Source organism: Streptomyces yunnanensis, assembly GCF_029011865.1.
Classification (GTDB): Bacteria; Actinomycetota; Actinomycetes; order Streptomycetales; family Streptomycetaceae; genus Streptomyces; species Streptomyces yunnanensis.
The window spans coordinates 4882875-4894769 of record NZ_CP095749.1; the positions used below are offsets into that span (position 1 = coordinate 4882875).

The following is an 11895-nucleotide window of genomic DNA, read 5'->3' on the forward strand; positions in this document are numbered from 1 at the left end:
CCCAGCCCCACGACACCGGACAAACAGCGGGAAGTCCGGGTACCACGGGCCGCTTCCCCGCTAGGCTGACGAGCTTTGCCCGGCTGTCCACGAGCCCACGGAGACCCTCACCCCCGCCAAGCCGGACTCGACCATACCGGCAGTAGTTGAAACCACAAGCCCCGATCTGGGAACACTCGGCGCGGCCCCGCCAATAGCAGTGATCCTCCCCACAGACCACAATTTCCGTGCCCACAGCGGACGAATCCACCAGGGAAAGCACGCGGTCCACCGAATTACTCGCCGGTACGCACCAGTTCGTAAACCTCACGCAGATCACGTCCCGTGTACGCATATGTGGCCAGGTCACTGACATGGTGATCCGCATTCACCGCCACCGACTCCGTTACCACCGCGAAGAGTTCGGCGTCCGACATGGAGTCGCCGTACGCCACGCAGTCGCCCCGGGTCAGCCCGTACCGCGCGCAGAGGTCGTCCGTGATCCGCACCTTCGCCGACGACGAGAGGATGCCGGACGGTTCCAGCGGTCTCCGGAGCGGCACCGCGGGCCATCGGGAGCCGTGCGCGGTGTCGACACCCCACGCCAGCAGCCGTTCGACGAAGAATCCCGGCGAGAGAGAAATCACGGCACATCTCTCGCCGCGCGCCCGGATGTCGGCCCACACGTCCCGGATGCCGTCCATCCACGGCGCGCCCTCGAATGCCGCCTGCACCTGATCGTCGGTCAGGTCGGCGGCGGCCCAGAGCACGCAGGCCCGCTGCGCGAAGCCGGCCGGGGTCAGCTCTCCGGCCGCGAAGGCCCGTTCCAACTCGGCGATCTCCCGGTCCAGCCCCAGCTGCCGGGAGATCTCGACGGCGGCCGCGGAGCCGTGGAGCAGGGTTCCGTCCATGTCGAACAGATGCAGCTTGCTCATGAGCGGAGCCTAGGGCCTGTCCCGTGGACCCGGTGGGGCGGGCGGCAAACACGTGGGCGGCGGTTCTCCGCGGCCCGTACTCGCCGCCGCGTACGCGCGAATACTCCCCTCGTCAGATGCCCGCCCGGGCGCCGCCCGCCACCGTGGAGGCATGCAGCTCAGCCGGCCCGTCCGCCGGGCCCTCCTCGTCGTCCACGTCGCCGTGTCCGTCAGCTGGCTGGGGCTCACCGCCGGACTCCTCACCCTCGGCATCGCCGGCTTCACGGCCGGCTCCGCGGAGACCGCCGTGGCCGCCTACCGGGCGATGGGGGTCCTCACGGACTTCCTGGTGCTCCCGGTGGCGGCGGCCTCACTGGCCAGCGGTATCGCGCTCTCCCTCGGTACCCACTGGGGGCTCGCCCGGTACCGCTGGGTCCTCACCAAGTTCTGGTCGACGCTCCTGGCCGTCGGGCTGACGCTGCTCGCGCTCCGTCCCGGCATCGCCGGCCTCGCCGCGGCGTCCGCCACCGGCCGTCCGGCGCCCGATCCCGGCGTCCTGGTCGCACCGGCGGTCGCCTCCGTGCTCTACCTCTTCCTCACCGCCCTCGCGGTCCTCAAGCCGTGGGGACGCACCCGACGCGGCGGCCGACCGCGCGGGGCACGGTCGGCCGGGAACCGGGAGCGGGTGGGCGCCCCGTCCTGAGGGGCCCTGATGGCGGGCCGCTGCCGTGCGGCCCACCGGGTCGGGCGACCGGAACGCTCAGCTCCGCGCCGCCGGAACGGTCTCGTCGGCGGTCGCGGCCGGGCCGCCCGCGGCCACCACCCGTCCACCGCCCCGCTGCCGGCGCTCCAGGTAGGAGGCCAGCACCGCCACGCCCAGCGCCGCAACGGTCATCAGCGCGCCCACCCAGTTGGTCGCGGTCAGGCCCAGCCCGGCCGAGATCACCAGGCCACCGAGCCATGCGGCCAGCGCGTTGCCGAGGTTGAAGGCCGCGATGTTGCCGGCCGAGGCCAGGGTGGGGGCGTCCGCCGCGTGGTCGAGCACCCGCTTCTGGAGCGGCGGCACGGTCGCGAAGCCGAAGAAACCGATCAGCGCGACGGTGACGAGCGCGGCGATCTTGTGGTGCGCGGTGTAGGTGAACGCGGCCAGCACCACCGCCAGCCCGGTCAGGGACGCGTACAGCATCGGCATCATGGCGCGGTCGGTGAACCGGCCGGAGACGAGGTTGCCCCCGACCAGCCCGATGCCGAAGACCGCGATCAGCCAGATCACGGAGGACGGTGCGAACCCGGTGACCTCGGTCATCGTCGAGGCGAGGTAGGTGATGGCCGAGAAGACCCCGCCGAAGCCGAGGACGGTCATCAGCATCGCCAGACCGACCTGCGGGTCGCGGAAGACCGCCAGCTCGCTGCCGATCCGGGCGGCCGCCCTGTCCCGCTGCGCCGGGACCAGCTTGACGATGCCCAGCAGCCCCAGCACGCCGAGCACGGCGATCGCGTAGAAGGTGGTGCGCCAGCCGTACTGCTGGCTGAGCAGGGTGCCGGCCGGCACGCCCACGACGTTGGCCACGGTCAGGCCGCTGAACATCAGCGAGATCGCGGCGGCCCGCTTCTCCGGGGCGACGAGGTCGGCGGCCACCAGCGAGCCGATGCCGAAGAACGCGCCGTGCGTGAACGCCGCGACGACCCGGCCGGCGAGCACCAGCCCGAAGGTGGGCGCGAGACCGGTGAGCAGGTTGCCCACGACGAACAGGCCCATCAGCAGCATCAGCATCTGCTTCCGGGTGAAGCGGGTGCCGAGCACGGTCATCAGGGGCGCGCCGACCACCACCCCGAGGGCGTAGACGGTGGTCGCGTAGCCGGCGAGCGGGATGGAGACGCCGAAGTCGGCCGCCATGTCGGGTAGCAGGCCCATGACTGCGAACTCGGTCGTGCCGATCCCGAACGCGCCGATGGCGAGCGCCAGGAGAGCGAGAGGCATGGCGGATCCTTCCGATTGATTGCACCCATCCCAAACCAGCGCTCACAATAATTGCGAACGACTTTACTTGCAAGCGCCTGATATTTCAGATGTGCCATATCCTGGTCCCACGACGGATGAGGAGGTCTGCGATGGCACAGCGGACGCGGGAGACGGCCACGACGACGCAGGGCACGGCCACCGGGAGCCTCGCCCAGGGCTGGTGCGCGCTCTCCGCCCTGCACGGCCGCATCGAGTCGCACATCGAGCGGGCCCTCCAGGCCCGGCACGGCCTGAGCGTCCGGGAGTTCTCGGTCCTCAACGTCCTCAGCGAGCAGCACGACGGACCGGGCGGCCACCTGCGGATGCACCAGGTCGCCGACTCGGTCGTGCTCAGCCAGAGCGCCACCACCCGACTGGTCACCCGGCTGGAGGAGCGCGGACTGCTCTCCCGCTACCTGTGCCCCGACGACCGGCGCGGCATCTACACCGACGTCACACCCGACGGACTGCGCCTCGTCGAAGAGGCCCGGCCCACGCACGACACCGCCCTGCGCGAGTCCCTCCAGGACGCCGCGCAACGCCCCGAGCTGGCGCCGCTGGTGACGGCGGTCGAGACGCTGGGCGCCTCCGCGTAGCGGGACAGACCACCCCATACTCGTCGGGGCGCCGGGCAGCACCCAGCCGATGCCCTGGGTCGGCCCGGAGCGGCGGCATAGGGTCACGCCCATGAGCGACCTTGAGATACGACGCGCCACCGAAGCCGACCTGCCGGCCATCGTCGCGATGCTCGCCGACGACCCCCTGGGCGCCAGCCGCGAGTCCCCCGACGACCTCGCGCCCTACCGCACCGCGTTCGCCGCGCTGGACGCCGACCCGAAACAGCACCTGGTCGTCGCCGAGCGGGACGGTCGCGTGGTCGGCACGCTCCAGCTCACCGTGATCCCCGGCCTCTCCCGGCGCGGCGCCACCCGCACGATCATCGAAGCGGTACGGATCCACGCCGACGAGCGCGGCTCCGGCCTGGGCACCGAGCTCGTCGAGTGGGCGGTCGCGGAGTCCCGTCGCCTCGGCTGCCAGCTCGTCCAGCTCACCTCCGACGCCACTCGCCTCGACGCGCACCGCTTCTACGAGCGCCTCGGCTTCGAGGCGTCCCACCTGGGCTTCAAGCGCCAGCTCTGACCGGCCGGAAGGCGGTCAGCCGCGGTCCGGGGGAGTAGTGCGGCGCGCCCGCGCCCGGTGGGCCTTCTGCCGACAGGCTCCGCCGCAGTACCGGGCGGGCCGCCCGGTGCGCGCCGCCACGAGCGCCGCATCGCACACCGGACACCGGGTTTCGTGACGAATCGGCGCGGCGACCGGCAGTTCCGTTACGGACCGGTCGGCGCGCAGCCCGTCGAGCATCAGCGCCGTCATCCGGCCCATCGGCGCCGTGTCGGGCGCCGGGTCCGGCCCCGCCGGGCCCCGCCCGACCGACCGCCGGCGCTCCATCGCCAGACACCCGGCCAGCAGCGTGCGGACGTCGTCCAGATCGACGTCCGCCCGTACCGCGCCCGCCTGTTGGGCCCTGGACAGCAGCACGCCGAGGGCCACCAGGAACTCCAGATCCGGACCCGCCGGCCCCTCGCCCGCCGGCGCCGGGCCGCCCTCCCCGGCCGCCTCCAACACCTCGCACAGCGCCCGGTTCGGGGCGGCCAGCCGCACCACCGACGCCAGGAAGCGGAAGAACACCCCGCCGGGGTCGTCCGCGTCGACCAAGTCCCCCGCGGCATCGGCGAACAGCCACATCCGATCCCTGACCGCTTCCCTGAACAGGGCTTCCTTGGAGGGGAAGTGGCGGTAGACGGTCCCCGCACCGACCCCGGCACGTCGGGCGATCTCGTCGAGCGGGACCGCCAACCCCCGTTCCTCGAAGGCGGATCGGGCCGCCTGGAGCACCAGCGCACGATTCCGCCGGGCATCCGCGCGGGCGACCACCGGTCGGCCGTCCACACCCCGCACGCCTCCTGAAACCACCCTGCTCCTCCGCGTTCCACACCCGGGGGGACAACCGGGCTGAGCGTTCCGATTCTACGAGGGCGTTAAAACATGCGTGCGGATCGGCACGCGGAAGAAGGACGACCGGGCCGGGACCGGGGAACGGGACGGCGGGAGAGGAGGCAGCTGCCGCGACGCGGAAACGAGGCAGCGGCGGAGCCGGCGGCTGCGACGCGGGATGACGAGGCGGAGACGACGAGACCGGAGACGACGAGTTGGTGGCCGAGAGCTGGGCTGGGGACCTGGAGCTGGACGCGGGGCGCGGAGCACGAGCGGTGGGCACGGGCACGGGCACGGGCAGCAAAAAGGGTGTGGTCTGTTTCACGTGAAACAGACCACACCCGGGGCCCTCCTGTCGAGGGCGCGTCCGACGGCCAAGAAGGCGCCCGACGGGTCAGCAGTCAGCAGAACCGCACGGCTCAGGCCGCGGCGATGACCTCGTCCCATGCCGCGCCTGCCGCGCCGGCCGCCGCGTCCTCGTCGACCTCCACCCCCAGCGCCCGCAAGCCGGTCGCCAGCGCCGCCAACGAGGCAAGCACCACCGCGCGGTCCGCGGCCTGCCCGTAGTGGTTCACCCGGATCATCTCCGCCGCCAGGGCGCCGGCGGCGGCCTGCACCGGAACCGCGCCGTCGGCGGCGACCGCGGCAGCGACCACCTCACGGGCGTCCACCCCTGCCGGCGCGCGGAGCGTGGTGGCGGCCGGCGCCGCGTGCTCGTCCCGGATCACATAGGGCACCGGCCCGCCGAGCACCGCGACACCCGCCCGGATGGCCGCGGCAGCGGCCCGGTGACGGGCGATGACGCGGTCCAGCCCTTCCGCCTCGATCCGGTCCACGGCCTGCTCCAGCGCCAGCATCTCCAACTGCGCCGGGGCGTGCGGAAGGGCGGTGCGCCCGGCGTCGATCCAGCGCTCCTTCCAGTCCAGCAGCGAGAGGTACGAGCGGCGCGGCGCCTGCTCATTGGCCGCGATGCGCTCCCAGGCGCGGGCGCTGACCGACACCGCGGAGACCCCGGCCGGCCCGGCCAGCGCCTTCTGACCGCCGATCACGCACAGATCCACTCCCCACTCATCGGTGAGCAGCGGCTCCGCACCCACCGAGGCGACCGCGTCGAGCATCAGCAGGGCCCCGTGCTCACGCACCACCGCACCGATCTCGGCGACGGGGTTGGTGTTGCCGGTCGCCGCCTCGGCGTGCACCAGGCTCACGAAGTCGATCTCGGGGCGCTCCCGCAGGGCGTCCGCCACCTGCTCGGCGGTGACCGCGCCGGTGAAGGGCGCGCTGAGGGTGACCACCTCCGCGCCACAGGAGCGCAGCCAGCCGCCGAAGGTCTCGCCGTAGGGGCCGGTGATGATGTTGAGGGCGGTGCTGCCGGGTCGCACGGCCGAGCGGATGCATGCCTCCAGGGGCAGCAGCGCCTCGCCCTGCGTCGCGACGACATCGCAGCGGGTGCGCATCAGCGCCGCGACCTTGTCCTCGATCCGCGCGAAACGGGCGGCGTCGAGCGGAGGCAGATCGAGCAGGACCGGGGCGTCGACATTCGCAGTCACGGCAGTCACAGTGGCCTTCCAGCGGTAGCGAGCCGCGCACTGCGGCGGCTCCTGACATCTCGCTCGACTGTACGTCCGCCCGGAGAATGCCCGCCGTACGGGCCCGGGCCGCTGCCCGGAACCCTCGGCTCACCCGCGGCGCGGAACCGGCCGCCCGGCCCCGCGCCCGCTCGGCACTCCTCGCCGGGTCAGATGCCCCGCCAACCTTCGGGGTCCACGCCGCCCGGCACGGGCCCGGCGGGCTCGTAGGGCCCACGCGTGAAGACGAAGGTCCCCAGGTCGAGGTGAGTGACCGTACCGTCCGGTGCCCGCTCCACCCGCAGCGTCTCGCCCGCGTAGTAGCCGTCCAGCCCGGTCCAGGTGCCGTCGGCCTCGGCGCGGAAGCGCGAGGTGCGCCCCACACCGGACAGCGTGACCAACTCCAGCCCGCGGGAACCCGTCAGCCGCAGCGCGAATGGGTTCGCGCCCCAGTACCAGGGCCCGGTCAGGGCCAACAGGTCCTCGTCCACCGCGCCCGGCAGCGGGCGCCACGGCTCCGGGATCCGCGGTTCGTGGTGCGCGACGATCTGCAGGAGGTCGGCCGCCACCGTGCCGATCGGAATGCCCGAGGTGCAGTTCGCCAGCGCGAGCGCCGCGGTGTCCTCCTCCGGATCGACCCACAGCACCGCCAGGAACCCTGGCATCGACCCGGTGTGCCCGGCCAACCGGCGCCCGCTCCGCCGGACGAGCTGGGTACCCAGGCCGTAGCCCGCGTCCCAGCCGTCGCCCTCCGGCGGCACCGCGGGGGTCCGCATCTCGGCCAGGCTCGCCGCACTCAGCACCCGCTCGTCGCCCCGCAACAGGAAAGCCGCCCACCGGCACAGGTCCTCGGTCGTTGACCACAACTGCCCGGCCGGGCCCATCAGCCCGGTGTCGTGCGCCGGCTCCGGCAGCATCACATCGGCCCAGGGGTGGACCGCCCAGCCGCCCGCATGCGGCATCTCCGGCCGGAGCGTCGTGCGGGCCATGCCCAGCGGCTCCAGCACCTCACGGCGCAGCACCTCGCCCCACGGCGTCCCGTCCCGCAGCCGCTCGACCAGCGCCCCGAGCACGGCGTAGCCGGGATTGGAGTAGTGGTGCCGCCGCCCCGCCGGGTGCAGCCGGGGCCGCTCGCCGAACAGATCGGCGGGCTCGGGCCGCAGCTCTCCGGCGGTCCGCTCCCACCACGGACCACGGGATTCGGCCGCCAATCCCGCACTGTGCGAGAGGAGTTGGGCGATCGTCGCCTCGGGCACCGGGACGTCCTTCAGATGGGTCCCGATGGGGTCGTCCAGCCGCAACAGCCCCTCGTCCCGCAGCCGGAGCACGAGCACGGCCACGAAGTTCTTGGTCAGCGAGCCGATCCGGTACTGCACATCGCCGTGCGGCACCTCACCGTCCACCGCACTCCGGGCGCCCGTCCAGACCACCTCGCCACCACGGACCACCGCACCCATCATCGACGGCGCCCGCCCCTCGGCCTGCGCGATCGCCAGCCGTCGCAGCAACGCCCGCCGCGTCTGCGGCATCAACTCCACATACGCCTCGGCCGAATCGACGATGGCACCGCCGCGCGGGACCACCTCACGCGCCCTTCCCTCACGCGACTCGGGCTCCTGCGACTGCGCGGACTCCACCACCGTCATGACGCTCCTCAACAAACTTCTCACCCAGCAGGACCGGCTCAGCGGGCCCGCGCCGGCGGCGAGCGACTACCCACCGCGCCGCCATCCTGCCCTGACCGCTGCCCCCGGCACCTCCCTGTTTCACGTGAAACAGGGAGGTGTCACCGGGCCGCCGTTTCACGTGAAACATCTGCACGCCGCAGCCCCGGCGTTTCACGTGAAACCTCCACGCGTCATCGCAAGGCGAACGCCCCCATCGCCTCCTCCAACAGGCTCTGTTCGCCCTCGGGAAGCCAGCGCGCCGCGTGCACCATGTGCAGCGCACTCCGCAGACGCACCCGGTCCTCGTCCGTCCCCAGATATCCCAGATACGCCGGGAGCACCAGCCCCAGCGCCTTGAGGTCGCCCCGCTCGCACCACCGCGCGAACAGCTCCCGGACCGGCCGCTCGACGCCCTCTGCGACGCCCCCTCGCGCACCGGCCTCCTCGTCGCCTTCGACAGCCGCCGCGTCCGCGGTGTCCCGCAGTCCCTCCGCGATCGCGAAGCGGTTCCAGTCGCCGTACTGCCCCTCGGGCGCATCGGCCGCCCGTTCGGCCGCCCGCACGAAGTACCGGTGCGCCACGGCGAGTTGACCGAGTTCCCGATGCGCGTTCCCGATGTTCACGTACAGCGACGGATAGAAGTCCCGTACCCGCTCGTCGCCGACCCGGTCGGCACGGTCCAGGCACTCCTGGTTCCAGCGCAGCGTCTCCGCGGGCGAGTCCTGATGCCGCGCGAGGTAGTGCGCGGCGATGCATGCCTCGTAGTCGTCGCGGGCACCGTCCCATGCCTGTTGAAAGAGGTCCCGCGCCGCCTCCGCCCGCCCCTCCGCCTCGGCCTGCATGCCCGCCACGCACAGCCGCACCACCGGCAGCTCCGGATCCATCCGCCCGCTTCCTCCCTCGATCACCGATCGCGCCCGCCGTCCGGGGCCCGTACCGTCTCCGTTCACGCACCGTCCCGCGCCGACCGCCGGCCCTCGGCCGTCCTCCCTCAACGGCCCCGCACCGGCATCACCACCGCCGTGAAACTCCCCTGGTCCGCGGACCGGACGACGACCGGTTGGTCCGCCGACGCGATCTCCAGCAACACATCGGGCCCCACCCCGGCCTCCAGCACCGGCACCAGGACCGCCGGGTCGAAGGCGATCCGCAGCCCGGGCCCGGTGCGGACCGCGGGCAACCGGACCGCGTCGGACTCCCCACCCGACACCTCCAGCGCCCCGTCCGTGGCACCCTCCGCAACCGGCGCCACGACCGCCCCGAACGCCAGCGACACCACCGCCCCGCCCCGGTCCGCCACCGCGTCCCGCAGCCCTGCCCGGTCCACGATCACCCGGTGCCGCGCGTCGACCAGCCCCGTCAACATCAGCCGGTAGTCCGGGAACTCCCCCGGCTCGCCCACTCCGGCGGCCCCCGTGCCCGGGGCCCCCGGCTCCCAGGGCTCCGCCCCGCTCCACAGCCGCACCCGCGCGACCCCGGAAGCGTCCACCACGGCCGGACACTCCACCTCGACCGCCCGCTGCCGCACCGCCCACTCCGCCATCCGGCGTGCGGCGTCCACCGCGATCAGCACCCGCCGCGGTCCACCCTCGAAGACCTCCGGTCGCAGCCCGCGCACCGCCAGCCGATAGCGGTCGGTGGCCACCAACCGCACCTCTCCCTCGGCGAGTTCGAGCAGAACGGACCCCAGCACCGGGAACTCCTCCGCCGCCGCACCGACCGCCGTCGCGGGCGCCGCCTGCCGCACCGCGCTGGCGAGCTCCGGCCCGTCCACCCGAGCCCGCGCCGCACCGACGCGAGACGCCGGCCCCTCGGGCGTCTCGTACAGAAGGCCCTCCGCCACGGCCCGCGCCTCGTCCGCCGCCCGCCGGGTCCGCTCCAGGTGGGCCCGCAGCACGTTCCGGGCCGCGTCCTGGGGACCGTCGAGCACGGTCTCGACGTCCACCAACGGCAGCCCTGCCGCCCGCAGTTGCCGCAGCCGTGCCGCCCGCGCCACCTGCCGGGCCGCATAGCGCCGGTACCCCGTGGCGGCGTCCACCCGGTCCGGCCGCAGCACCCCGCAGTCGTCGTAGAAGCGCAGCGCGCTCGGCGTCAGTCCCACCCGCCGGGCGAACGCGCCGATGCCCAGGAGTTCCCCGTCGTCGTCCATGGCGGCGATTCTGGGGCTTCGACCAACCTGAAGGTCAAACCGGCCGCGATCTGCGGCCGGTCGAGCGCCCGCCGGACCCGTCCCGCTCGTCTCCGCGTCAGAGCGTCTTGATCGTGCCACCGTCGATGACGTAGTCCGCGCCCGTGATGTTCCCGGCCACGTCGGAGAGCAGGAAGGTGATCAGGGCCGCCACCTCCTGCGGTTCGGTGATCCGCCCGCTGGTGATCGCGAACGCCTCCGGGAGCTGCCGGAGGAACGCCGCGTGCTCCGCGCCGGCGTTCGCCGCCACTTTGCCGCCGAAGCTCTCCGGGTCCTCCCAGATGGCCGTCCGCACGACGCCCGGCGAGACGGTGTTGACGCGTACGCCCTGCGGCCCGAACTCCTCGGCCAGCGACTTCCCGACCGCGGCCAGGGCCGCCTTGGCCGCGCTGTAGGCGACCGGACCGGCCGCGGGCAGCCGGGAGTTGATGGAGGAGACGTTGACGATCGCGCCACGGCGCTCGATCAGACTGGGCAGTGCGGCGCGGGCGGCGCGGACCGCGCTCAGCAGATTGAGGTCGAAGATGGCGCCCCACTGGGCGTCGTCGGTGTCCATGAATCCGACGGGCTCCACGGCGTCCCCGGCGCCGACGTTGTTCACCAGCAGGTCGATCCCGCCCAGCTCCGCGAAGGCGCTGTCCATCAGGGTCGCCACGCCGTCGGCGGTGCTCAGGTCGGCGGAGACCGCGAAGGCGCCGCTCTCCTTGAGCTCCGGGGTGAGGGTGCGGGCCGCTCCGACGACCCGCACCCCCTCGTCGATCAGCGCCCGGACGGTGGCCAGTCCGATGCCGCGGCTGGCACCGGTGACGACGGCGGTCTTGTCGGTGAGGTTGAGCTGCATGACACTCCGATCCTGACATCAATTCTTGAACTGTAGGTACAAAATTTGCGTAGCACGGGACCCGCGGAAACCCCTAGGTCCCAACGGGTCAGAGGGAGTCGATGGTCGCGTCGATCACCCTGGAGAGCCGGTCCGGCCCCTCGGCGACCCGGGCCAGCAGCCGGAGGCCGACGGCGGTCGCCAACAACTGGCTCCCGATCGCCCGGGCATCGCGGTCGGGCGCGACCTCGCCCGCCCGCTGCCCCTCCTCGATCAGCGCACGGAACGCGCCCTCGGTCCGGTCGAACATCCGGCGGACCAGCTCGGTCGCGGCCTCGTCGGTCATCGCGCGCTCCGCCGCGGTGTTGACGGCCAGACAGCCACGACGGTCCGGATCACCGAGGTCCAGCTCCACGAGAAGGCGCAACGCGTCGCGCAGCCGGTCCTTCACCGACCCGGACTGCTCCAGCAGGTCGATCAGGGCCTGCGCCTGGCCGTCCCGGTAGCGGACCAACGCCCGCTCGAACAGCGCGTGTTTGCTGCCGAAGGCGTTGTAGAGACTGCCCTTGCCGATACCGAGCGCGTCGACGAGGTCCTGCGGCGTCGTGGCGGCGTACCCCTTGCGCCAGAACACCTGCATGGCCTGCTCGACGGCGGCGTCCGGATCGAACTGCTTCGGCCTTCCCATGTGCAGCACAGTAGCACCATTCTTGACCCCGAGGTCAAAAATGGACCGGTCCCGCACTCCTCACAAGGAGATCCCCG

Annotated in this window: 12 protein-coding genes; 3 read left to right on the forward strand and 9 right to left on the reverse strand. The window is 72.9% G+C overall.

Annotated features, from left to right (window positions below):
* Window positions 1–275 precede the first annotated feature (275 nt).
* The gene (locus tag MOV08_RS21195; protein ID WP_039634646.1) at window positions 276–914 is read right to left on the reverse strand and encodes an HAD family hydrolase; all 639 of its coding nucleotides are present in this window, start codon (window positions 912–914) and stop codon (window positions 276–278) included.
* 151 nt (window positions 915–1065) lie between these two features.
* Between MOV08_RS21195 and MOV08_RS21200 the strand changes: the two genes are divergently transcribed.
* Window positions 1066–1596, forward strand: coding sequence for a DUF2269 domain-containing protein (locus MOV08_RS21200; RefSeq protein ID WP_275308545.1), 531 nt, complete (start codon window positions 1066–1068; stop codon window positions 1594–1596).
* Window positions 1597–1653: 57 nt separating this feature from the next.
* On the opposite strand, the gene MOV08_RS21205 is transcribed toward MOV08_RS21200, so the two are convergent.
* Complete coding sequence (locus MOV08_RS21205; protein WP_039634650.1) at window positions 1654–2874, reverse strand: MFS transporter; 1221 nt, start codon at window positions 2872–2874, stop codon at window positions 1654–1656.
* A gap of 131 nt (window positions 2875–3005) precedes the next feature.
* Between MOV08_RS21205 and MOV08_RS21210 the strand changes: the two genes are divergently transcribed.
* Window positions 3006–3491 (forward strand): MarR family winged helix-turn-helix transcriptional regulator, encoded by a 486-nt coding sequence (locus MOV08_RS21210; protein ID WP_039634652.1) that lies wholly within the window; start codon window positions 3006–3008, stop codon window positions 3489–3491.
* A gap of 91 nt (window positions 3492–3582) precedes the next feature.
* A complete protein-coding gene (locus MOV08_RS21215; protein WP_039634654.1) occupies window positions 3583–4035 on the forward strand; it encodes a GNAT family N-acetyltransferase in 453 nt (150 codons plus the stop codon).
* Between the two features lie 15 nt (window positions 4036–4050).
* Here the strand turns inward: MOV08_RS21215 and MOV08_RS21220 are convergent, their stop codons facing one another.
* The 7 genes from MOV08_RS21220 to MOV08_RS21250 form a co-directional block, all read right to left on the reverse strand.
* Complete coding sequence (locus MOV08_RS21220; RefSeq protein WP_275308546.1) at window positions 4051–4842, reverse strand: TetR/AcrR family transcriptional regulator; 792 nt, start codon at window positions 4840–4842, stop codon at window positions 4051–4053.
* Between the two features lie 464 nt (window positions 4843–5306).
* Entirely contained in the window at window positions 5307–6446 is a 1140-nt protein-coding gene (locus MOV08_RS21225) for a pyridoxal-phosphate-dependent aminotransferase family protein (RefSeq protein WP_275308547.1), read from the reverse strand.
* A 179-nt stretch (window positions 6447–6625) separates the two neighbouring features.
* Window positions 6626–7984: a serine hydrolase domain-containing protein gene (locus tag MOV08_RS21230; RefSeq protein ID WP_039641251.1), complete on the reverse strand. Its 1359-nt coding sequence runs from the start codon at window positions 7982–7984 to the stop codon at window positions 6626–6628.
* Between the two features lie 329 nt (window positions 7985–8313).
* The gene (locus MOV08_RS21235) at window positions 8314–9006 is read right to left on the reverse strand and encodes a hypothetical protein (protein WP_275308548.1); all 693 of its coding nucleotides are present in this window, start codon (window positions 9004–9006) and stop codon (window positions 8314–8316) included.
* A gap of 107 nt (window positions 9007–9113) precedes the next feature.
* On the reverse strand, window positions 9114–10271 hold the full coding sequence (locus tag MOV08_RS21240) for a MerR family transcriptional regulator (protein WP_275308549.1): 1158 nt from the start codon (window positions 10269–10271) through the stop codon (window positions 9114–9116).
* Window positions 10272–10368: 97 nt separating this feature from the next.
* Window positions 10369–11151: an oxidoreductase gene (locus MOV08_RS21245; RefSeq protein WP_039634665.1), complete on the reverse strand. Its 783-nt coding sequence runs from the start codon at window positions 11149–11151 to the stop codon at window positions 10369–10371.
* An 88-nt stretch (window positions 11152–11239) separates the two neighbouring features.
* Window positions 11240–11818: a TetR/AcrR family transcriptional regulator gene (locus MOV08_RS21250; protein WP_275308550.1), complete on the reverse strand. Its 579-nt coding sequence runs from the start codon at window positions 11816–11818 to the stop codon at window positions 11240–11242.
* Between the last annotated feature and the right edge of the window lie 77 nt (window positions 11819–11895).